Below are 22,798 nucleotides of genomic sequence, written 5' to 3'. Positions count from 1 at the left end.
CAGCCATGCTTGGCACGCTAAATAATGGCGGGCCCGGCCCTGCCGCCGGGTCATAACAATCAACGGAGACATGCATGACAAGACATTCCACCCGCCGCCACGCACTGGCCCTGCTCGGCACCACCGCCGCCGCCTGGGCGGCCCTGCCCCTGGTCGCCACAGCGGCCGGCTACCCCGAGCGCCCCGTGACCGTGGTCGTGCCCTACTCGCCCGGCGGCGGCGTGGACATCATCACGCGCCTGGTCACGCCGCCCATGGCGGAGCTGCTGGGCCAGTCCCTGGTGGTGGACAACAAGCCCGGCGGCGGCACCAACATCGGCATGGGCGCGGTGGCACGCGGCGCGGCCGACGGCTACCTGCTGCTGACGGCCTCCAACACGCTGACCACCAACAAGGCGCTGTACGCCAAGCTCAATTTCGATCCGCTCAAGGACCTCATCCCGGTGGGCCGCATCGGCGAGGCGCCGCTGGTCGTGGTGGTCAACGCCAAGTCACCCCACAAAAGTTTGGCCGAGCTGATCGCCGCCGGGAAGGCCAAGGCCGGCGCCCTGTCCTATGGCACGGCTGGCGTGGGCAGCTCGGGCCACATGGCCAGCGCCCTGCTGGAGCGCGCAGGCGGCTTCCAGGCCGTGCACATCCCCTACAAGGGCGGCTCGGCCGCCGTGACCGACCTGCTGGGCGGGCGGCTGGACTTCATGGCCATCAACCCGCTGGAGGTGGCAGGCCATGTGGGCAGCGGTGCGCTGCGCGCCCTGGCGGTGCTCAACCACAATGGTTCGCGCCTGTTGCCGGGCGTGCCCACGGCACGTTCGCTGGGCGTGAATGTGCAGGCCACCGTGTGGTGGGGCCTGGTGGCGCCGGCCGGCACGCCGCCGGCCGTGGTGCAGGCGCTGAACCAGGCTTTGAACAAAAGCCTGGCCCAGCCCGCCGTGCTGCAGAAGCTGGCCGACATCGGCGCATCGCCCATGGGCGGCACGCCGGCCGAGTTCGGCGCCTTCATTCAGGCCGAGAGTGCCGAGCTGGGCGAGGTGATCCGCGCGGCCAATATCCGCGCGGACTGAGGCGCAGGCGAAGGGAAGGACGAAGGTGCGCCGCTGCGCTCAGCGCGGCGCGACGGGCTTCTGGACCAGGGCCACGCTCAGGCCGTCCGGCGTCACCGTGATGGCGCCGGGCTCCATGTTCAGCGAGTCCATCAGGGCCAGTTCCTTGTCCTGCAGCTGGTAGAGCACGAGCTGGCCCAGCGCCTGCTCGGCCAGCGCGCTGGCGTAGGTGGTGAGCATGTCGCTCATGGCGGGCGCCAGGTCGTTGATGACCAGGCTGTTGACCTTGATCTGGTGGGCGCGCAGCGTGCGGTCCGTGGGCTCGTAGCGCAGCGCGAAGTCCAGGTTCAGATGGCCGCCATAGCCCTGCTTGAGCACGGGCCCCGACAGATCGGCCTGCAGCACCGCATTGAGCGCGTTGCGCTCGGGCAGCAATCCCAGCACCGGCGAATGCAGCTTGAGCTGCAGCATGCCGGCCACGGGGAACTGCCGGGGAAAGCGCTGGGCCACCACCTCCTGCAGCCTTTGCCGCGAAACCGAGACATTCCCAGGTCCGGACTTTCCCGAACATCCGGTCGCGGCCAGGCTCCAGCCCGCTGCCACGACCATCAACAAAAAGCGGCGATTCATCACGACAGCACAAGCCTCAGAAAGCCCGACACGAAACCCTGAAGCGCCATGCATGCCATACGCATGGCGCTATGTTTTTTGAGAGCGACATTGTCCCGCCAGGGGCTATTCCCTGTCCCTGCAGTGGGTGTTGCCCGGCACCTGCGCGCAGCCACCTCGAGAACGAAACGACATAGCAGCTAGTGCCCGCCGGACATAGGCAGTGCCGGCTCCCATACGGAAACTCGGCCGCTCGCAAAGTTCCCGCCTTCCAGAAGAAATCAAGGAGACACCATGAAGAAGAAGAACATCGCCCTCGCCCTGCTGGCCACAGGCTGCGCGGCCGGCCCCGCCCTGGCGCAGTCCACCAGCAGCGTGAGCCTGTACGGCATCATCGACGTGTCGGTGCGCACGCAAAGCGGCCTGTCGGGCGCCAATGCGCCGGCTGCGGGCAGCATGGGCTCGGTCAACAGCGGCGTGGGTCCCACCAGCCGCTGGGGCATACGCGGCAGCGAGGACCTGGGCGGCGGCCTGCGCGCCATCTTCAACCTCGAATCCACGCTGGGCGCCGACGTGGGCGGCATCGGCGGCGTGGCCGGCACCTTCGACCGGGCGGCCATCGTGGGCCTGGCCGGCCACTGGGGCGCGGTCACGGCTGGCCGGCAGAACACGCTGATCTCCGACTCCGTGGGCCTGGTCGATCCCATTGCCCTGCGCTTTGCGGGCCTGAACCCCAACATCCAGGTCACCAGCCTCACGGGCCACGGCCTCAACAACGAATGGGGCGCCACCAACACCAAGGTGGGCTCCAACCGCGTCAACAACTCCATCAAGTACTCGGGCAGCTTTGGAGGCCTCACGGCGCGCGCCATGTACAGCTTCGGCGAGACCGGCGTGTCGGCCTCGCGCCTGGACACGCGCGGCCTGGGCCTGGACTGGCGCCAGGACGACCTGGTGCTGACCAGCGCCTACACCCAGTTCCACGACGCCAGCGGCCGCACGCTGGACGCCGCCAACATCGGTGGCGCCTGGAGCCGTGGCGACCTGCGCCTGATGCTCAACTACGGCCGCAACAAGGCCGAGACCAGCGACACCGCGAAAACCACGAACAAGATCCTGGCCCTGGGCGCGCGCTACGCCGTCACGCCCGTCATCGGTCTGAACGGCGGCTACTACAAGGTGGACCGCGAGCGCACGGGCCAGGGCGACGACGGCTTCCAGCGCCTGATCGGCTTTGTGGACTACCAGCTGTCCAAGCGCACCAGCCTGTTCCTGGAACTGGACACGACCAAGTGGAAGAACGGTTACCAGGGCGCAGGCAACAAGACGCGCGCCAGCGGCATCAGCCTGGGTATCACGCACAATTTCTGACCCCCTGAGCGGCTGGCGCCGCTTCCCCCAGGGGACGACGCCCTCGGCTAGGCGCCCCCGCCGCGAGGCGGCTCTTGCTCGGCGTCTCTGAGTTGGAGCACGCCAGTTTCACAGGCTGTGATCGTGATTCGCAGACCTGCAAGCCGCCGCGAAATCCAGCTTTGCCGCGCCCTTGGGCGCGGTTTTTTTATCTATTCATATATCTATTCATGGATTTGCATAAATCCTTGATTTTCAATAAATTAACCCCTTGTTTCATCCATTCATTAATTGATTCCCCATGGCCACTGAAGACCTCTCCCTGCAGGTGCTGGCAGCACTGCGCCGCCAGGGCGGTGCGCTCGCGGCGCGCGAGTTGCAGCAGATGCTGGGCGTGAGCCAGCCCACGGTGTCGCGCGCGCTGGCACCGCTGATCCAGTCGGGCCAGGTGCGCAAGGTGGGGGCGGCGCGCACGCAGCGCTATGTGCTGCCGCGCCAGGTGGCGGGCGTGGGCGCCGAGGTGGCCATCATGCGCGTGGACACCGAAGGCCATGCATCGCCCTTTGGCCGCATGATCGCCCTGCACGGCGGCGGCTTCTGGGTGGATGAGGCCGACGGCCTCAGCGAGCAGCACGACGGCCTGCCCTGGTTCCTGGACGACATGCGGCCCCAGGGCTTCATCGGCCGCAGCTTTGCGCACAGCCACCCCGAACTGCAGCTGGGCGGCGACCCGCGCCAGTGGGGCGAGGACGATGTGCTGCGCGCCCTGGCCCGCTTTGGCGAAGACCTGCCGGGCAACCTCATCGTGGGCGAAGCCGCCTTCGAGCGCTTCCACTCCCTGCCCGCGCGCACGCTGCGCGCCGCCTCGGCGGCCGACTATCCGCGCCTGGCCATGCAGGCCATGCAGGGCACGCATCCGGGCTCGTCGGCGGGCGGCGAGCAGCCCAAGTTCTGCTGCATCACGGCCGGGCGCAGCGTCATCGTCAAGTTCTCCCCGGCAGGCAACGCGCCGGCCGAGCAGCGCATCCGCGACCTGCTGGTCTGCGAGCACCTGGCACTGCAGACCCTGGCCGAAGACGGCCTGCCCGCAGCGCGCACGCGGCTGTTCCTCGATGGCGGCCGCGCCTTCCTCGAATCGGAGCGCTTCGACCGCAGCCAGCCGGCGCCACGCGATGTACCGGGCGATGTGCCAGTCTCACAGGCCCACCCGGGCAGCAACCCTGGACGCATCGGCATGGTGTCCCTGCAGGTGCTCAATGCCCAGTACGTGGGCGAGGTGGACAACTGGGCAGCCACGGCCAACCGACTGGCCGCACGCGGCCTCATCACCGAGGCCGACGCGCGCAGCCTGCGCCTGCTCGAAGCCTACGGCCAGCTCATCGCCAACACCGACCGGCACTACGGCAACATCTCCTTCGTGCTGCCTCATCCCCATGGCGACTGGGCGCTGTCGCCCACCTACGACATGCTGCCCATGCTCTACATGCCCATCAACGGCGAGATCGTGGAGCGCGACTTCGGCGCCCAGCCCCAGCGCCCCACGGCCGCCACGCTGGCCGAATGGCCGCATGCCCAGGCGCTGGCACACCGCTTCTGGCAGGCCGTGGCGCAGGATGCGCGCATTTCCGGGGAATTTCGCAGCATCGCTGCGCTAAATCTTGATTTCATGAGTGCCTGATTGACAGGCACCAGCAATGAAATCCGAACACCAATCTGTGGATAACACCGGTAATTTCTCTTGAAAAATCTGTGCACATTCTCTTGAAAAACATTTGCACAAGCTGTGCTTTGTCTGCGCAAAACCGCCATCCACAAGGGCAGTACGCCACCGCCTGCACAATCGAAGGCTTCCTCATCCGACAAGAGCCTGGCCACCGATGACAAGCATTGCCCCTTCTCACGCCGCAGACCCGCCCATCGCCGACGTGCTCAGCTACTGGCTGGGCTCCGCGCATCCCGACAACGCGGGCGCCCTGGCCTGCAAGAACCTGTGGTTCATCAAGTCCGATGCCACTGACGACCAGATCCGCGAGCGCTTCGGCGCCCTGGTCGAAGATGCGCTGGCCGGCCAACTGGACGGCTGGGCCGGCACGGCGCTGGGGCGGCTGGCGCTGATCGTGTTGCTGGACCAGTTCACGCGCAACCTGTTCCGGGGCACGGCACGCAGCTTTGCAGGCGACCCGCAGGCGCTGCAACTGGCGCTGGACGGCATCGCCCTGGGCCATGACCGCCATGCCGACCTGCCAGCCGTGGCGCGCATCTTCTGCTACCTGCCGCTGGAGCATGCCGAAGACCTGGCCCTGCAGGACCGCAGCGTGGCCGCCTTCCAGGCCCTGGCCGACCAGGCCGGTGACGCGGGCGGCGAGGGCGTGCGCGAGTTCCTGGCCGGCACGCTGGACTACGCCCACCGGCACCGCGACGTCATCGTGCGCTACGGCCGCTTTCCGCACCGCAATGCCATCCTGGGCCGCCCCAGCACGGCCGAGGAACTGCAGTACCTGTCCCAGCCCGGCTCAGGGTTCTGAGAGCACAGCGGATCTCCTTCACCCACAAAAAAAGGGAACGTGCCAACGTTCCCTTTTTTGCTTTCGGCACGCTGCCGGCATTCAGGCCGGCTGCGCCTGCGGCTGGCGCTCGCCGCCCTTGCGCTCGCCATCGCGCATGCGCAGCGCCCAGCGCTCGATCGTGTAGAACGACAGCGCCGACAGCGCCACCGAGATCGCCAGGCCCAGCGCCACCACCACGGGCCACGAGAAGTCGGCGCGCAGATAGCGCACCACCGGGTAGTGCCAGAGGTAGACGCCATAGGACAGGCGGCCCAGCTTCACCAGCGTGGGCGACGACAGCATGTCGAAGACCAGGCCCGAGCCCTGGCTTGCCGCCACCAGCAGCACCACGGCGGCGCATTCCACCACGGTGATGCCCCAGACCATGGCGTCCTGGTTGTCCCATTGCAGCGCCATCAACAGCGGCACGGCCAGTGGCACCCACATGGCGTGGTGCATGCGCGCCTTCAGTGCAGCGATGAAGTCGGGCCGCTCGATCATCACCGCCGCCAGCAGCGCACCGGCGAACAGGCCCGAGGCACGGGTGTCGAAGCGAAAGAAGATCTCATAGAAGTGCTGGCCCTGGTCCACCCAGTACACGCGCCACAGCCAGCTCAGCGCCCACAGCAGGGCAATCGGGCGCCACAGACGGCCCGGCTTGGAAAAGCGCAGCAGCAGCACCAGCAGCGGCGGCCAGATCAGGTAGAAATGCTCCTCCACCGACAGCGACCACATGTGCAGCAGCGTGTCCGGGCTGTCGAAGAAGGCGATGCCGTAGTCGGCCAGATAGAGGATGGAGACCAGCGCATCTGTGTAGATGTCATTCAGGTCCGGCCACAGAAAGGGCGCGAAGATGCAGTACGCGCCCAGGAACAGGGCCAGCGCCGGCATCAGGCGATAGAAGCGGCGGCGATAGAAGCGCCAGAAGCCGATGCGGCCTTCGGATTCGTTCTCCATCAGCAGCAGCGAGGTGATCAGATAGCCGCTGAGCACGAAGAACAGGTCCACCCCGAAGAATGCGCCATCGAACAAAGGCGCATGGGAGTGCGACAAGATCACCAACAGGATCGCCACGCCCCGCAGCCCGTCAAGGGCGGGGTTGTAGTGCAGTTTGAAATCCTTGACCACCAAAACCGGACACCTTTCCAACGCCGGGGCATAGGCCCCGGGCCATGAACAAACCCCATGAAAAATGGAGCACGCGGACATGGCGCAGCCGTCCCCGGGAGGGTCGCAACGCATGGTCCAGCGCGATAAGAGAGACGGCACGCCCCAAGGTTCCCGGCGGATGCTGTGACCAGCAATCCGCGAGCCGCGGCTGCGGCGCACCTGGAGGATGCGGGCCGCCTCCACGGGCGGCCCTGCGTGCACGAACATGCCCTGCAGTGCAGGGCAATGGCTGATGAATTTCAGCGAAATCCGATTTTAGCCATCACCGCCTGCGGGCCAGGTTCGATGGACATTCGGCCTGGAGTCCTGGGTCACCCCGCCCCGCCGTCTGTCCACCTCTCATCGCACGCCGCGAGTATGGGCAGCGCACCGCAGCCAGAACGTAACAGGAAGTTTTCGCCGACGCTGCTGCGCCCGGCCTCACGCCGCCCTGCGCCGCCCCGTTGAGCCACTGGCGAACACAGGGCAAGGTGAGTTGGATGCGTCGTCAACAATTTGGAACAAAACGCCACCAATCCCAATGAACACCAGCATCTTCCGCTATCGTTTTTAACAAGCAGGCGGACAAACGGAAGAGATCGCGTCCTGCAGACCACGGCGCGCGTCACTGTCTGGCTGCACCGGCTGCTGGTTCTTGGCCCGCAGATAGTGCTCGGTGAACAGCGCCAGGTAGCTCTCCAGCGCGCGGCCCGCGCGCCGGTCGCCGCCGTCGCCCGTCAGCTCCAGGCACAGGGCCGCCACCTCGCTGGTGCAGAAATGGTCTTCGCGCTGCGAGCGGCGCAGACGGTACTGCGACACCTGGTCCGGGTGCAGGCTCAGCACCGGAAAGCGGTCCAGGTAAGGGCTCTTGCGGAACATCTTGCGCGCCTCGGGCCAGGTCGCGTCCAGCAGGATGAACAGCGGGCGCCGGCCCGGGTCCGGTTCGGTCCCGGCCTGGACTCCGGCCCCGTGCACCGGCAGCGTATGCACCACGCGCTGCGGCGGCTCCACGAACTCGCCGGGAAACACCACATAGGGCTGCCACTGCGGGTCATCGAGCAAGGCCAGCAGGCCCGCATCGGCCTCGGTGCGCGCCCAGCCGAAGGCGTGCGTCTGATCCACCACATCGGCGATCAGCCAGCCCGTGTTGCTGGGCTTGAGTGGCTCGGCATCGTGCATCAGCAGGCAAAAGCCCGCCCGCGTCGGCAGCATGGGCCGCAGCGCGCAAAGGCAGTGCGAAGGCCGCAGCCGGCAACCCTCGCAGCGCTCGCCGCGCGGCCCGCCGCGTGACAGAAAGGGCCGCGTGCTGCGCGCCAGCCGCTGCGTGCGCAGCCGCGAGACCGCATGCGGCGCCACGCCGGAGTCCACGCCGCGCAGATAGGACAGAGGCACGCAGGCATCCTGCGCCGCAGCAGGCACAGCTGACATTTCCAGGCTCATCCCACGCTTTCCAGCTCGAACAGCGGCAGCTCGGCGCGGCGGCTCAGCCACACGCCGCCGCCCAGCTCCTTGAAATGCTCGGCCAGCCCGCGCCGGTACAGATCGGCCCGGTGGCGGAACAGGCGCGGATCGGTCAGATCCTCATCGATCACGCCGCGTTCGTAATCCTCGCGCGCCACCGCCTCCACATACAGACCGCCTCGGCTCAACCGCCCCAGATTGGCCAGCGCGCGCTTGAGATCCGGCGGGCTCAGATAGGGCAGCACGCCCTGGCAGATCACCAGATCGAAGGGCTCTGCAGGATCATGCGCCGCATAGTCCACCACCGAGCCGCGCTCCCAACCGAAGCGCCCGCACAGGTACTCGCTGAACTCCACGCCGTGGTAGCTGGCGCCGGGGAAGTGGCGCTGCACCGCCTCGCGCCACAGACCGATGCCGCAGCCCACATCCAGCACGCGGCGCACGGGCACGCGCACATAACTCAGGTAGGAACAGACGAAAGCGCCCAGACGGTTCACATGCTCGGTATCGACCACGCTGGTCTTCTTGTCGAAGTAGTAGCGCTGGTAGTACGCCTCGTCGAACCACTGGTCACTTGCTGATTGCACGCATTCTCCTTGGGGGTGAGCGCCCGGCGGGCGCGTTCGGGCGGGAGTATGGCGCAGAGGGGTTTGTATATGCCGGGATGCGGTATTCGCTCAGGCCTTGGGCGGCCGATGCAACAGGCACAGCTTGTTGCCATCCAGATCCCGCACATAGGCCAGGTACAGCCGGCCACCGGGCGAAGCCTCGCGCCAGCCGGGCGGATCCTCGCAGGTCACGCCCCCGGCTGCCACGGCGGCGGCATGGGCCGCGTCGGCCTGCTCGGGCGACTGCGTCGCAAAGCCGATGGTCGCGCCATTGCCGTGGCAGGCAGACTCGCCGTTGATCGGTGTGGAAATGGCAAACGTGCCGCCCGCGCTGCGGTAGAAATAGCGGTTCTTGTTGGCCATGCCCGGCGCAATGCCGAGCGCGCCCAGGAATGCGTCGTAGAACTGCTTGGATTTTTCGAGGTCGTTGACCCCGACCATGACGTGGCTGAACATGCCTGTGTCTCCTTGGTTGATGCGAACCGGGATGTTAGCTGCGGCACGCCGTCCTGCTGTCACCCATGCGCGCCAGCGACCATACTGTCGCCCCCGCCACAGCCGGCGGACATTGCACCGATACCGCGATACCGAAACCATGCGCCTTCTTCACACTTCCGACTGGCACCTGGGCCAGCACTTCATGGGCAAGAGCCGCCAGGCCGAGCACGCTGCGCTCATCGACTGGCTGCTGGAGCAGGTCGATGCCCAGGCGGTCGATGCCGTGCTCATCGCGGGCGATATCTTCGACACCGGCGCGCCGCCCAGCTATGCGCGCGAGCTGTACAGCCAGCTGGTGGTGCGCTTGCATGCGGCAGGCGTGGCCCTGCTGCTGCTGGGCGGCAACCACGACTCCGTGGCCACGCTGGCAGAGAACCGCGAGCTGCTGGCCTGCCTGGACACCACCGTGGTTGCCGCCGTGGGCGAGACGGCCAGCCACGTGGTCGAGCTGCCGCTGCGGCGCCGGCCGGGGCAGCCGGCCGCGCCCGGCTGCATCGTCTGCGCCCTGCCCTTCATGCGCCCGCGCGACCTGGTGCTGAGCCAGCCGGGCCAAAGCGCCGAGCAAAAGCAGCAGACGCTGCAAGCCGCCATCGAGTCCTGTTACCGCAGCGTGCACGACGCCGCCATGGCGCGCCGTGACGCGCTGGCTGCCGCATCCGGCCAGCGCCTGCCCATCATCGCCACGGGCCATCTCACCACCGTGGGCGCCAGCAGCAGCGAGTCCGTGCGCGAGATCTACGTGGGATCGCTGGATGCCTTCCCCACCTCGGCCTTTCCGCCCGCCGACTACGTGGCCCTGGGCCACATCCACCAGCCGCAGAAAGTGGGCGGCCTGGAGCACATCCGCTACAGCGGCTCGCCCATTGCGCTGAGCTTTGACGAGGCCCGCCAGTCCAAGCAGATGCTGCTGGTGGACCTGGGCCCCGAAGGGCTGCAGGCCGTCACGCCGCTGCCCGTTCCCTGCTTTCAGCCCATGGCCTCGGTGGCAGGCAGCCTGACCGCCTTGCCGGATCTGATGCGCGCCGCCGCCCAGGCCGGCAGCCCTGCACGGCCCGTGTGGTTGGAGGTGGTGGTGGAGCAGGACGACTACCTGCCCCAGCTCACCGACCGCGTGCAGGCCCTGGCCGACGAGCTGCCCGTGGAACTGCTGCGCGTGCGGCGCCAGCGCGGCCGGGCGGTGGCCGGCATGGCCGCCGCCGCCGGCGAGTCGCTGCACGAGATCAGCCCCGCCGACGTCTTCGAGCGCCGCCTGGCGCTGGAAACACTGGAGCCCGGCCTGGCCCAGGCCCTCACCCGGCGCTACCAGGAAGTGGTGGCCGGGCTTGATGCGCCCCAGCCAGGCGCCGGCGAACACGGCGAGGAGGCCCGCGCATGAAGATCCTTACGCTGCGGCTCAAAAACCTCAACTCGCTCAAGGGCGAATGGCGCATCGACTTCACGCAGGCACCGTTCGCGGGCAACGGCCTGTTCGCCATCACCGGGGCCACGGGCGCGGGCAAGTCCACCCTGCTCGATGCCATCTGCCTGGCGCTGTACCACCAGACACCCAGGTTGAACAACATCTCGGCATCGGCCAACGACCTCATGACGCGCCACACGGCCGACTGTCTGGCCGAGGTCGAATTCGAGGTCAAGGGGCAGGTCTACCGCGCCTTCTGGAGCCAGCGCCGCGCACGCGACAGGCTCGATGGCGCACTGCAGGCGCCCAAGGTGGAACTGGCCCGTGGCGACGGCAGCATCCTCAGCAGCCAGACGCGCGACAAGCTGGAGCAGACCGCCGCCATCACCGGCCTGGACTTCGAGCGCTTCACCAAGTCCATGCTGCTGGCCCAGGGCGGCTTTGCGGCTTTTCTGCAAGCCAATGCCAATGAGCGCGCCGGCCTGCTGGAAGAGCTGACAGGCACCGAGATCTACGGCCTCATCTCGCAGAAAGTCTTCGAACGCGCCCGCGATGCGCGCCAGCGCCTGGACCAGCTCAAGGCCCAGGCCGATGGCGTGGAGTTGCTGACGCCCGAGGCGCGCGATGCCCTGCAGGCCCAGGCCGACAGCCTGGTGACGGAGCAGGCCACGCTGCAGGCCGACTACCTGCGCACCCAGGCCCAGCACCAATGGCAGCAGCAACTGGCCCAGGCCACCCAGACACTGCAGGCCGCCCGCACCGGCTGCGCAGACGCCGCTCAGGCACTGGAGCAGGCCGCGCCCGAACTGGAAAGCCTGGCCCATGACGAGCCCGCGCAGGCGCTGCAGCCGCTGCACCAGGCCTGGCAGCGCAGCACCGCCGCCTGCGATGACAGCCGCCAGCAACTGCAGCAACTGCGCGAGCACGAACAGCAGACCCAGGCCCGGCTGCTGCTACAGCACCGCCATGCCCAGGCCCTGTCCGCCCGCCTGGCCCAGGCTGCGCAAGACACCCTGGCCCGCCAGCAGACCGAGCACCAAACGCTGGAACAGTTCTGCACCCACCATGCAGCCCATGCCCTGCTGGGCGAGCGCCTGGGCAGTTGGCGCCAGCAGTTCAAGCTGCGCGCCAGCCAGCAACAGCAAGCGGCCAACCAGCAGCAGGCCCTGCGCAAGCTGGATGCCGAACAGGCCCGCATGGCGCAAAGCGCCGAAGCCGGCGCGGCCCAGGTCCAGGCCGCCACCGACGCCCAGGCCCGCGCCAGCGCCGCACTCCTGCACGCGCAGGACGAACAGGCGCAGCGCCTTCAAGGCAGCGGCGGCATGGCCGAACTGCGCGCTCGCGAGCAGGCAGAGCAGGACCGCCTGCACCTGTGGCGCCAGGCAGAAACCCAGGCCGCGCAGCGCCGCGAACTTGCGCGCCAGCAAGCTGCGCTGGAGCAGGAATTGCGCGATGGAGAGGCACAGGCGCGGGCGCAGGACACATCGCTGCAAGCCCTGCGGCAGCAGTACAAGAGCGTCAAGGAACAGGTCGCGGACAAGCAGACCCTGCTCCTCCAGGAGCAGCGCATCCAAAGCCTGTCCGAGCACCGCCACGCCCTGCAGCCCGGCCAGCCCTGCCCGCTGTGCGGCGCGCACGAGCACCCGGCCGTGGCCGCCTACGAAGCGCTGGACGCCTCGGCCACCGAAGCCGCGCTGCGCCGCAAGCAGGATGAACTCGACGCCCTGCAAACCCAGGGCGAAACCGCCCGCGCCACGCTGGCCGCCACCACGGCCGCGCAGGCGGCGCGCCAGCGCCAGGCCGACGAACTGGTACAGGACATCGCACGCTGGCACGGCACATGGAACGACACATGGCAGGGCCTCACGCAACCCCTGCAGCTCGCGCCAGACAGTTGGCAACAGGCCGACACCCTCGCCGCATCGGCCCAGGCCTGCGCCCGCCAGTTGGACACACTCAAGCGCGCCGTGCAGGCCGCCGAGCAAGGCGAGCAGGCCGTGCAACAGGCCAAGGACGCCGCCCAGCACAGCCGCCAGTCACTGCAGACCGCGCAAGGCCAGCTTGCGCTGCAGCAGCAGGCCCTGGCCGACCACAGCGCACGCCGCGAAGAGCTGCAGCAATCCGTCGCCGGCCTGCAGGCCGAAGCCCAGGCGCTGAACGCGCAGTTGCAGGCTTCACTCGGCGAGGCCGGCCACACGGTGCCCGACGACGCCCAGCCCTGGCTTGAAGCGCGCGAAGCCGAATGGCAGCACTGGCAACAGGCCCGGCACGACCTGCAGCAACTGGCCCAATCCATGGCCTTGCAGCGCAAGGAATGCGAGGCTGCCGAGGCCGATGCGCAGCGCTGGAACAAACAGTCGGAAACACAGTGGGAGGCGCAGTGGGAGGAGCAGAGAACGGCGCAGCACCATCCCGCCGATACGGCTGTGGCAGAGCCGCCTTCCCTGCCCTTGCCGCCCGTGGAACAGCTGCCGCAGGCCCTGGCCGAATGCGCCAGCGACATCGCCGCTCTCACGCGGCGTCAGGATGCCCTGCAAGGCCAGCAGCAACAGGCCCAGGCCACGCTGGCCCGCCAGCGCGAGGAAGCGGCCCAGGCCGAATCCGCATGGCAGGCCGCCCTGGGCACCAGCCCCTTTGCTGACGAGCCCACCTACCTGCAGGCCCTGCTGCCCGCACCCGAACGCCAGCGCCTGGTCGCGCTGCGCCAGCAACTGCAGGCGGCACAACAGCGCGCGGCCACCCTGCTGGAAGCCGCGCAGCGCGAGCACGCGCAACTGCAGGCCCAGGCCCTGACCGACCTGACGCCCGAAGCCATCCAGGCGCTGCTGCAAACACTGCAGGAGCGCCATACGGCACTCAGCGAACAACTGGGCGGCGCCCGCGCCCAGCTGGCCGACGACCAGCGCCGCCGCCAGGGTCAGCAGGACCTGTTCGAGCACATCGCCGCCCAAGCGAGCGACAGCGACCTGTGGCAGCACCTGGATGGCCTCATCGGCTCGGCCAAGGGCGACAAATACCGGCGCTTTGCCCAGGGCCTCACCCTGGACCACCTGCTGCACCTGGCCAACCTCCACCTGGCGCGCCTGCACGGCCGCTACCTGCTGCGCCGCAAGCCCGAGGTCGAGCTGGAACTGGACATCGTCGACAGCTGGCAGGGCGACACCCCGCGCGACACGCGCACGCTATCGGGCGGCGAGGCCTTCCTCGTCAGCCTGGCCCTGGCCCTGGCGCTGTCCGACCTGGTCAGCCACAAGACCTCCATCGACTCCCTGTTCCTCGACGAAGGCTTTGGCACGCTCGATGCCGACACGCTGGAGATCGCGCTCGACGCACTCGACCGGCTCAACGACAGCGGCAAGATGATCGGCATCATCAGCCACGTGGAGGCGCTCAAGGAGCGCATCGCCGTGCAGGTGCGGGTGGAGAAAGGCGGTGGCGTGGGGCATTCGAGGTTGGTGGTTTCGTCGTGATGCGGAACTGTCACCAAACTGCCTCCCAACGCCTGCACCATCCTGCGGGCACGGCCTGCGTGGCCGCCGTTCACTCCTTTTCAAGGACCGTTCCATGCAAGTGCGCTTTCCCAATCCCTTCGGCCTGGCCCTGCCCGACGCCCAGGCGGTGCGCGAGTACCAGGCCGCGCAAGGCTTCTCCGACGCCTACGCGCAGTTCCTGATCACGCAGAACGGCCTGGATTTCGACCGGCTCGAAGCGGCGCCCGACCGCGAGGACTACCTGCAGGCCGACGACGAGACCGGCGACAACCACGCCTGGCTGCGCACCCTGCACCACTTCCGCGCAGGCTCGGAGCACTGCGACGTGGAGGACCACCAGCGCGAGAACCTGTTTGCCGCGCACTTCATGGTCATTGGCCATGACCCCGGCGGCAACCCCTTCGTGGAAGTGCTGCACGGCGCCTTCAAGGGCCGCATCGGCAGCCTGGACCATGAGCTGTTTGCGGGCTGCGAGGACCTGGAGCAGTTCCTCGAAGAAATGGAACTGAGCGGCTTTGCCGCCGCCAGCGTGGACGAACAGACCGACATGCTTTGCGACGAAGACCAGGGCCTGATCTGGTTCCACGCCAGCAGCCTGGACAGCTTCGTGCAGCAATGCGTGTTCTGCGACGAGGACGGCTCGGGCTTCGTGGTGGACGAGCCGGGGCTGCAAGAGGATTGAGCCACGGGGAGCGGACGGGTGCTGCCCGGCTCTACCAACTCGATATAGCGCGGCAGCCAGCATGCACACATCGATGGTCAACTGATTGAGTAGCAGCTCGCTGATCTGAGCCTCAATAGCACCCGGCGCCTTCCACCAAAGCCATCAGCATCGCTGCGACTTGGACTTGACCCAACTGAACTCTGCTGGGCGGCCGTACTCCTGGTCCAAGGTCTGCACGCAGACTCTCACTTCGTGCCGCGCCTGTCTTCAGGCATCACCAAAGCCCCCCCATCGACCGAGCCGCAGAACAAGGTATGAACGCTGGAATGCGGGTCTCTTGGCACGACCGCAGCAACAGCACAGTTGACGGCCACGGCCTGTGCTTCGTATACCAACCGATGCAACGGTGGAAGTCCATCTTCACTCGAAAGACCTTTGCTTGCCGCCGGACTCAAAGGATCAATAAAACCAGCAGATCAATATGTATTTAATTGAAACAACAACCAGATCATGGGCAGCTATAGCTCCACCCACAGCATATCGCCGCGGATTGCAATGAAGGGCCTCAACTCCTGTATGCCAGAATGCCGGACACCAACCGGGAAACTCTCAGGCAGGACTTATATGGCGACTCAAGCACCTCAAAAAATGGACTTTGAGCAATGGAAAGAAGGCATTACAAAAGCTGTCGGTGACCCAAAGTGGAACGCCTGGGACTGTGACATTCAAATGGCAGTCAACGAGTACAACCGCCATCTTTCCAGTACAGCAGGATACGTGTCCCTCGACTGGCAACTCATCAAGGCTATGCTATGGGTTGAAACTGGTGCCAATAACTCACAATGGAACTCCAAGCCCATGCAAATCGGTGTCACGGGAGATCCTGGGCTGTCATCATTTCTGTCGAATGACGAAGGCAGCGACCTGATTCTGCCGCCCGCCTGGAAGGGCCGTCTGACCACGGGATCTGTTCGCTCCATACCCACGCACAATATTCATGCAGGCATTGGCTATCTGCTCATGCGCATGGCCAATTTCGAGTTCCAGACTGTGCCTGCTTCAGATCCGAAGATGTACGAAGTCACAGTCAAACGCGGTGACAGCCTGGAAAAGATTGCAAAGGCACAGGGCAGCACCCCAGAGACACTCAAGAGACTCAACCCCAAAGCGGCCACGCTACAGCCGGGGCAGGTTTTGAGGTACCAGAAGGCGTCCGTCCAGCGCGTCATTACAGGCTGGCGCTCCATTTCCGCCAACATGGTGGCGCAACGCTACAACGGCGGCGGCGATCCCAACTACGCCCGTAAACTCAACCACACCCTATCGCTGGTTCGCAGCGCAAAGGCGGTCGCATGCGCACAATAAAGCTGACAACCCTGGCACTGGCAGCCTGCATCCCTCTGTGGAGCCTCGCCACGGAAATCATTCCTCAACCCGATGAACGCGCCTTGCGCGAGGAATGCAGTGTCCACTCCCAGGCCGGAATGCGAGACTGCCTGGCGCGCAGGCTCGCAGACAGCCACAAGGCCTTGAAGCAGGCCGAGGAACAGGCAGCCAGCGCACTGGGGCAATGGGATGAGGATGCCAAATATGCCGCCCAGGCCAAGGCCAGGCTGTCCGCCTCCGGCAAGGAATTCACGCAGTACCGCGATGCCCAATGCAGCTGGCTTGCTTCTCTGGCTGGCGGCGCAGCCGGCAACGCGACGGAGATCAGGCGCCTGTCCTGTGCTGCAGCACTGAACTTCGGGCGGGCCGCGCAGCTGCGCGATGCCACATTCGAGCTGCCGTTGAAATAGCACAGAGCGCCCGATGCGGGCGCGCCTGAGGTGCGTGTCAGCGGAACTTCACCGGCTGCACCCCCCGGTGCTTGGGCCTGACCACCACGGTGCCCGCAATCTTGTCGTGCCAGCCCTGCTTGCGCGGGTCAAAGGCCACCCAGATCAGCCCCAGGCACAGCGGGATGATGGACACGAAATAGGCCAGGTAGCGAATGATGGCCTGCCGTGTGCTCATGTCCGCGCCGGTCTGCGCGTCCACGATCCTGGCGGCGATGAGCATCTTGCCCGGCGTCGCCTGTTTCTTGATCCAGAAGATGACGACGGCAATGGCAGGCAGCACCCAGGAGATGACGAAATCGGCCGGGCCGTGCAGCAGTTTTTCGGACTCCAGGTATTCCCAGCCATAGATGGAGATCAGGGCCGGAAGCATGAGCACGAGCAGGATCACGGTGTCGATCAGCGCGGCGCCGGTGCGGGCCCAGAAGCCTACGTATTCGAGATCGTCATCCTGCATGGTGCGCCCTGGTTGGCATATGAGGCTGCCAGTGTGCCACCTCGGTGCCCACCAGAAATGCCGCGCAAGGCCGGGCCTGCGCGGCAGGGTTGCGGCGGCCTGTCGGTCGAACTATCGATCGAATACTGCCTGCAGGTCCTTCTGCCCCGTCACGCCGGACTGCAGCGCCAGCATCAGCAGGATCCGCGCCTTGGGCGCGCGCAGATCGTCGGCCATGACGGCGCCGGCCTCGAACGAGGTCTTGCCGCCGCCCTCGAAGCCGTAGCTGGGCATGACGCGGCCGTTGTGCACGCGCGTGCTGACGACCACGGGCACGTTCTTGCCGACGGCGTACTTGGCGGCATCGAGCATGGCGACGTTCATGTTGCCCATGCCCAGGGCGTCGATGACGATGCCCTTGACGCCCCGGTCCACCGCCTGGCGCACGGCCTGGCCGTTGGCGCCGCCGTACATGGGGAAGATTTCCACCTCGGGCATGGTCTGCGCCTGGATGGGCAGGTGCTGGCGGCGCGCGGGGGCGGAGGCGAAGTTCACGCGGTCCGGGTAGACCTCGCCCAGAAAGCCGAATTCACCCGAGCGGAAGGTCTCCACGTTGGCCGTGTGTGTCTTGGTGACGTAGCGCGCGGCATTGATCTGGTTGTTCATGGCCAGCATGGCGCCCTTGTCGCGCGCCTTGGGGTCCACGGCGATGCGCACGGCGTTGAGCAGGTTGCGCGGCCCGTCGAAGTCGGACACCGAGGCATTGCGCTGCGCGCCGATGAGCACGACGGGCTTGGACGACTGCACGGTCAGGTCCAGCCAGAAGGCGGTTTCCTCCAGCGTGTCCGTGCCGTGCGAGACGATGGCGCCGGCCACCTCAGGGCGGGCCAGCGCGGCCTGTACGGCCTGGGTGAGCTGCACCCAGCGGGCCGGGTCCATGTAGTCGGAGGGCACGTTGGACAGGTTGTTGACCTGGATGCGCGCGTACTTGCCCACGTCGGGCACGGTGGCCAGCAGGTCGTCGCCCGAGATCGCGGGCACGGGCGCGTTCTTGACCGGGTCGATCTTCATGGCGATGGTGCCGCCCGTGGCGATGAACTGGACCACGGGCTTGTCCTGGGCGGCGGCGCTGGTAGCAATCATGGGCAAGGTGCAGGCTGTGAGCAGGGCGAGGGCGGTGCGGCGGAAGGCTTTCACGGGTGTTGTCTCCTTGTTGTGATGTCAAGGAGCATGCTAACCATGGCGTGCGGCCGGCCCGCGCTGCCGGCCCTGCGTGAAACCCCGATGGACAGGCGCGATCAACGCGCCTCAACGCGCATCAACGCGTCAAGGCGCCAGCGCGGCCTCGATGTCCGTGGACAGCTTGGCCGGCGCATCCTGGGGCGCATAGCGGCGGATGACCTGGCCGTCACGGCCAACGAGAAATTTGGTGAAGTTCCACTTGATGGCCTTGGTGCCGAGCACGCCCGGCGCCTCGGCCGTGAGCCAGCGGTACAGCGGGTGGGCGTTGGCGCCGTTGACGTCGATCTTGCCCATGAGCGGAAAGCGCACGCCAAAGTTCAGGTCGCAGAAGCTGGCGATTTCCGATTCGCTGCCCTTTTCCTGGGAACCGAACTGGTTGCACGGAAAGCCCAGCACCACCAGGCCGCGCTCGCCGTACTGCTCATGCAGCGCCTGCAGGCCCGCGTACTGCGGCGTGAAGCCGCAGGCGCTGGCGGTGTTGACGATGAGCAGCACCTTGCCGCGGTAGTCCGACAGGGGGACGGCCTGGCCCGTGATGGAGGTGGCCTCGAAGTCGTAGGCCGAGCGGGGCGCGGCGGCGGTGTCGTTCATGCGGGTGCTCCTGGAGTGGAGCGCCCATGGTAGCGCCGGGACACCCAGGGGCGCGCTGGCCGGGCATGGGGATGCGGACTTGTCTCACAGACAGCAGGCGACCAAAAACTTACCTTGGAAGGCAACAGGCGGGCACATCGGCCCGCCTGGTCCCGTTTCGCTGGCAGGTGTTTACAAGCCGCATAGGCGCATGCCTGCCGTAGTTTTCGTCCCACGATGAAGAGACCACGTATGAACCCCAACAGCACCCCCACGAAGCAAGCCAAATCCAACGCCGGCAACGGCCACCTGGCGCTGGACCCCAAGGCCCTGGAGGCCGCCAAGCACAGCCTGGACGATGGCGCCGTGACCCCGCACTTCGGGCCCTGGCGCGAGGACATCATCAAGCTGCTCAATGACTCGCTGGCCACCGAGCTGGTGTGCGTGATGCGCTACAAGCGCCACCACTTCACGGCCGTGGGCCTGGCTTCGCCCGCCATTGCCGACGAGTTCCTGGTCCATGCCAACGAGGAAATGGCCCACGCCGACAAGCTGGCCCAGCGCATCGTGCAGCTGGGCGGCGAGCCCGACTTCAATCCCCAGACGCTGACCCAGCGCAGCCACGCCGACTACAACGGCGAGACGGACCTGAAGGCCATGATCCGCACCAACCTGATCGCCGAGCGCGTGGCCATCGAGGCCTACAGCCAGATGATCGACCTGATCGGCGACAAGGACCCGACCACGCGCCGGCTGATCGAATCCATTCTGGAGCAGGAGCAGGAGCATGCGGACGAGCTGTCCGACTGGCTGGAGAAATAAGCACTTCCCGCCAGTACCCGCCAGCCCGACAATACCGGGGCTTGGCCCATAGGCAAGGCACCCCGCGCGAGCGGGGTGCCGTTTTTTTGGGCATTCTCTCGGCTTCGCGGAATGGTCCCGCCCTATCGGCCCTGATGTCCTGTCATCAGGGCCGTCTTGCAATATGCGCTTTTCTTTCAATGACTTGAAGCTGCCCGAAGCTGTGCTCGCAGCCTGGCAAAGGCTGCTGGCCAGCCGCATCGGCCAGCGCGTGGCGGCCCTGCCCTGGTGGCACCGCTGGCCCACGCGGCGTGAATGGTTGCTGTTCGCCGCTGCGCTGCCGCTGCTGTTCGCGCTGTATGTGCTGGCCCTGATCCCGTTCACGCCCGGCATCCGCGACATACGCAAGGCCAAGCTGGAGCAGCCCGCCCAGATCATGAGCGCGGATGGCAAGCAGCTCGCGCAGTTCAAGCGCAGCAACCGGCAGTGGGTGAAGCTCGACGAGATGTCGCCCTCGGTGATCAAGGCGCTGATCGCCACGGAGGACCACCGCTTCTACGAGCACCACGGCATGGACTGGCGGCGCACGCTGGGCTCGGTGGTGCACACGCTGCGCGGCGATCCGCAGGGCGGCTCCACACTCACCCAGCAACTCGCACGCAACCTGTACCCGACCGAGATCGGCCGCGCGCCCACGCTCAACCGCAAGCTCAAGGAGGCGATCACGGCCTTCAAGATCGAGGCGCTCTACACCAAGGACGAGATCCTCGAAACCTATCTGAACACCGTTCCCTTCCTCTACAACGCCTTCGGCATAGAGATGGCGGCGCGCACCTATTTCGACAAACCGGCCGCGCGGCTGACGGTGCTGGAAAGCGCCACGCTGGTGGGCATGCTCAAGGGCACGAGCTACTACAACCCGGTGCTCAACCCAGACCGCGCGCTGTACCGCCGCAACACGGTGCTGTCGCAAATGGTCAAGCGCGGCGTGCTGCAGGAGGCCGAGTTCGCCCAGCTCAAGAAGCGCCCCATGCGCATCAACTTCGAGCGCCAGGAAGAGCCCCTGGGCATGGCGCCCCACTTCGCGCAGCAGCTGCGCAAGTGGCTGATCGACTGGGCCGACCGCAACGACTACAACATCTACACCGACGGCCTGGTGGTGCACACCACCATCGACTCGCGCCTGCAGAACTGGGCCAACCAGGCCGTGGCGCGCCAGACGCGCACGCTGCAGGGCGTGGCTAACGGCGCCTGGAGCCAGCGCGACGGCTGGAATGCCACCAACCCGCTGGTGCAACAGCTGGTGCGGGAGACCCCCGCCTGGCGCGCGGCGCGCAAACGCGCGGACGGCCAAGGCAAGGACAAGGTAACGGACAAGGACAGCGAGGAAGACACCCTCAAGGCCCTGCTGGCCGACAAGGCCTTCATGAAGCAGCTGCGCGAGGACAAGACCCGAGTGCAGGCAGGCTTTGTGGCGCTGAACCCGGCCACCTCCGAAGTGCTGGCCTGGGTGGGCAGCCGCGACTTCACGCAGGACGCCTACGACCATGTGCAGCAGGCACGGCGCCAGCCCGGATCGACCTTCAAGCCCTTTGTCTATGGCGCCGCGCTGCAGCAGGGCGCCACCCCCGACGACAAGCGTGTGGACGGCCCCGTGGAAATCAAGCTGCCCGGCGGCGAAGTCTGGCGCCCCACCGACGCCACGCCACCCACGGGCCGCGAGATGACGCTGCGCGACGCCCTGGCCTACTCCAAGAACACCATCACCGCCGAAGTCATGCAGTCCGTGGGCCCCGCCCGCGTGGCACGCCTGGCGCGCGCCCTGGGCGTGCGCCAGAGCCCGCTGGACGAAGTACCCGCCCTGGCCCTGGGCAGCAGCCCGGTGTCACTGCTGGAGATGGTCAACGCCTATGCCAGCCTGGCCCACGGTGGCCGCTGGCTGCCCCCCATGATGGTCACGCGCATCGAGGACGCCGACGGCAAGGTCATCGCCGAATTCGCCCCGCCCAAACCCGAGCGCGCGCTGGACGAAGACCACGCCTACGCCCTGGTGGACATGCTGCGCTCCGTGGTGGACAAAGGCACGGCCGTGGCCGTGCGCCAGCGCTACGGCATCCACGCCGACGTGGCCGGCAAGACCGGCACCACCCAGGGAAATGCCGACGGCTGGTTCATCCTCATGCACCCGGAAATCGTCACCGGCGCCTGGGCCGGCTTCAACGACCCGCGCATCACCCTGCGCAGCGACCGCTGGGGCCAGGGCTCGCGCAGCGCCCTGCCCATGGTGGGAGACTTCATGTCCCGCGCCCTGCGCAGCCCCGTCATCGACGCCAAGGCCCGCTTCGAGCCGCCCGAACAAAGCCACTGGTGGTCCGACATGGTCGGCCGCCTGCGCGAACGCATGCAGGACTGGTGGCCTGACCAGCCGCCGCCCGCACAGCCCGGCCAACCCACCACCCCGGAGCCAGCACCGACCCCGGAACCCGCACCCGAGCCCACGGAGCCACCCGGCCCGGGCCTGTCGCCCGGCGAGGAAATCATAGAAAGCACTCCCGCCCTGCCCGCCCCCAGCATCCCCCTCACCCAGGGCACGCTGGGCCCCACGGACCAGCGCGCAGTGCAGGAAGCCACCCCCGCCACACCCGCCCTGCCCGGCGGCGAAGACGCCCCCGCAGGCACCGGCGTGGTGATCACGCCGATCCAGCCCTGACCCGGCTGGCTGTTGGCTGTTGGCTGTTCCCCAGCCTCCCCCCTTCTGCCCACGCCTGCGTTGGGCGGGATGCGGGGTGGCAAGCCTGCCGAAGGACAGGCTTGCTTCGTTGTCTAGCTCGCCGTGATGTTTGAGTGAAGCGCGCAACGAGTTTCACGGCGCACCCCGCATCCCGCCCAACGCAGGTCGCCCGTAGCGAAGCGAAGGGTCGTGGGCAGTGCGGGGCGCGCTTCTTTGCTTCCTTTCTTATCGCGCGATAAGAAAGGGAGTCGGCCGCCGGGCCGAAACCCGGCTCCTGCCCGCCGCAAAGGCAAGCAGCAAAAATCAGTCCAGAAGATCAGCCCAGATCAGGCAAGAAACCAAGTCACCGCGAAGTCCGCGTATGACTC

General features: G+C 67.0%; 19 protein-coding genes. 11 read left to right on the top strand and 8 right to left on the bottom strand.

Annotation, left to right across the window (positions count from 1 at the left end; all coding sequences use genetic code 11):
- Positions 1-74 precede the first annotated feature (74 nt).
- Entirely contained in the window at positions 75-1,061 is a 987-nt protein-coding gene (locus LGR64_RS22280; RefSeq protein ID WP_099750958.1) for a Bug family tripartite tricarboxylate transporter substrate binding protein, read from the top strand.
- A 39-nt stretch (positions 1,062-1,100) separates the two neighbouring features.
- Here the strand turns inward: LGR64_RS22280 and LGR64_RS22275 are convergent, their stop codons facing one another.
- On the bottom strand, positions 1,101-1,670 hold the full coding sequence (locus LGR64_RS22275; RefSeq protein WP_065346849.1) for a DUF1439 domain-containing protein: 570 nt from the start codon (positions 1,668-1,670) through the stop codon (positions 1,101-1,103).
- A gap of 273 nt (positions 1,671-1,943) precedes the next feature.
- Here LGR64_RS22275 and LGR64_RS22270 point away from each other — a divergent pair, with 273 nt between their 5' ends.
- From LGR64_RS22270 to LGR64_RS22260, 3 genes are all read left to right on the top strand, one after another.
- Positions 1,944-3,020 carry a porin gene (locus LGR64_RS22270; protein ID WP_230357025.1) on the top strand — a complete coding sequence of 359 codons (1,077 nt, stop codon included), beginning with the start codon at positions 1,944-1,946 and terminating at the stop codon, positions 3,018-3,020.
- A 280-nt stretch (positions 3,021-3,300) separates the two neighbouring features.
- Positions 3,301-4,677, top strand: a complete 1,377-nt coding sequence (yjjJ, locus tag LGR64_RS22265) for a type II toxin-antitoxin system HipA family toxin YjjJ (protein WP_230357023.1) — start codon at positions 3,301-3,303, stop codon at positions 4,675-4,677.
- 199 nt (positions 4,678-4,876) lie between these two features.
- Positions 4,877-5,524, top strand: a complete 648-nt coding sequence (locus LGR64_RS22260) for a DUF924 family protein (RefSeq protein ID WP_230357021.1) — start codon at positions 4,877-4,879, stop codon at positions 5,522-5,524.
- Positions 5,525-5,605: 81 nt separating this feature from the next.
- Here LGR64_RS22260 and LGR64_RS22255 read toward each other — a convergent pair whose 3' ends face one another.
- From LGR64_RS22255 to LGR64_RS22240, 4 genes are all read right to left on the bottom strand, one after another.
- A complete protein-coding gene (locus tag LGR64_RS22255) occupies positions 5,606-6,754 on the bottom strand; it encodes an acyltransferase family protein (RefSeq protein WP_012202833.1) in 1,149 nt (382 codons plus the stop codon).
- A gap of 510 nt (positions 6,755-7,264) precedes the next feature.
- A complete protein-coding gene (locus tag LGR64_RS22250) occupies positions 7,265-8,122 on the bottom strand; it encodes a tRNA-uridine aminocarboxypropyltransferase (RefSeq protein ID WP_141830819.1) in 858 nt (285 codons plus the stop codon).
- Between the two features lie 8 nt (positions 8,123-8,130).
- Positions 8,131-8,742, bottom strand: coding sequence for a class I SAM-dependent DNA methyltransferase (locus LGR64_RS22245; protein WP_013804555.1), 612 nt, complete (start codon positions 8,740-8,742; stop codon positions 8,131-8,133).
- A gap of 90 nt (positions 8,743-8,832) precedes the next feature.
- A complete protein-coding gene (locus LGR64_RS22240; protein ID WP_047326371.1) occupies positions 8,833-9,219 on the bottom strand; it encodes a VOC family protein in 387 nt (128 codons plus the stop codon).
- 139 nt (positions 9,220-9,358) lie between these two features.
- On the opposite strand from LGR64_RS22240, the gene sbcD reads away from it, so the two are divergent.
- The 5 genes from sbcD to LGR64_RS22210 all read left to right on the top strand — a co-directional run bounded on the left by sbcD (position 9,359) and on the right by LGR64_RS22210 (position 16,611).
- Entirely contained in the window at positions 9,359-10,636 is a 1,278-nt protein-coding gene (gene sbcD / locus LGR64_RS22235; protein ID WP_141830821.1) for an exonuclease subunit SbcD, read from the top strand.
- Positions 10,633-14,130 (top strand): AAA family ATPase, encoded by a 3,498-nt coding sequence (locus LGR64_RS28585; protein ID WP_141830823.1) that lies wholly within the window; start codon positions 10,633-10,635, stop codon positions 14,128-14,130. Before sbcD ends, LGR64_RS28585 begins: the two co-directional genes overlap by 4 nt.
- A 94-nt stretch (positions 14,131-14,224) precedes the next feature.
- Positions 14,225-14,833, top strand: coding sequence for a hypothetical protein (locus LGR64_RS22220; RefSeq protein WP_141830825.1), 609 nt, complete (start codon positions 14,225-14,227; stop codon positions 14,831-14,833).
- A gap of 606 nt (positions 14,834-15,439) precedes the next feature.
- Complete coding sequence (locus LGR64_RS22215) at positions 15,440-16,180, top strand: LysM peptidoglycan-binding domain-containing protein (RefSeq protein WP_047326375.1); 741 nt, start codon at positions 15,440-15,442, stop codon at positions 16,178-16,180.
- Positions 16,168-16,611, top strand: coding sequence for a lysozyme inhibitor LprI family protein (locus LGR64_RS22210; protein ID WP_141830827.1), 444 nt, complete (start codon positions 16,168-16,170; stop codon positions 16,609-16,611). Before LGR64_RS22215 ends, LGR64_RS22210 begins: the two co-directional genes overlap by 13 nt.
- Positions 16,612-16,648: 37 nt before the next feature.
- On the opposite strand, the gene LGR64_RS22205 is transcribed toward LGR64_RS22210, so the two are convergent.
- From LGR64_RS22205 to LGR64_RS22195, 3 genes are all read right to left on the bottom strand, one after another.
- Complete coding sequence (locus tag LGR64_RS22205) at positions 16,649-17,107, bottom strand: RDD family protein (RefSeq protein WP_012202823.1); 459 nt, start codon at positions 17,105-17,107, stop codon at positions 16,649-16,651.
- Between the two features lie 111 nt (positions 17,108-17,218).
- A complete protein-coding gene (locus LGR64_RS22200; RefSeq protein WP_141830829.1) occupies positions 17,219-18,283 on the bottom strand; it encodes an asparaginase in 1,065 nt (354 codons plus the stop codon).
- Positions 18,284-18,412: 129 nt separating this feature from the next.
- Entirely contained in the window at positions 18,413-18,919 is a 507-nt protein-coding gene (locus LGR64_RS22195; RefSeq protein WP_096914692.1) for a glutathione peroxidase, read from the bottom strand.
- A 231-nt stretch (positions 18,920-19,150) separates the two neighbouring features.
- Between LGR64_RS22195 and LGR64_RS22190 the strand changes: the two genes are divergently transcribed.
- Together LGR64_RS22190 and LGR64_RS22185 are read left to right on the top strand one after the other, a co-directional pair.
- The gene (locus tag LGR64_RS22190; protein WP_034389809.1) at positions 19,151-19,720 is read left to right on the top strand and encodes a ferritin-like domain-containing protein; all 570 of its coding nucleotides are present in this window, start codon (positions 19,151-19,153) and stop codon (positions 19,718-19,720) included.
- Between the two features lie 163 nt (positions 19,721-19,883).
- A complete protein-coding gene (locus tag LGR64_RS22185; RefSeq protein WP_141830831.1) occupies positions 19,884-22,409 on the top strand; it encodes a penicillin-binding protein 1A in 2,526 nt (841 codons plus the stop codon).
- Positions 22,410-22,798: the final 389 nt, after the last annotated feature.

The sequence above is a fragment of the Delftia sp. Lp-1 genome (genome assembly GCF_020523835.1).
GTDB lineage: Bacteria > Pseudomonadota > Gammaproteobacteria > Burkholderiales > Burkholderiaceae_C > Comamonas > Comamonas acidovorans.
This window is presented reverse-complemented; position numbering and strand designations above follow the sequence as displayed.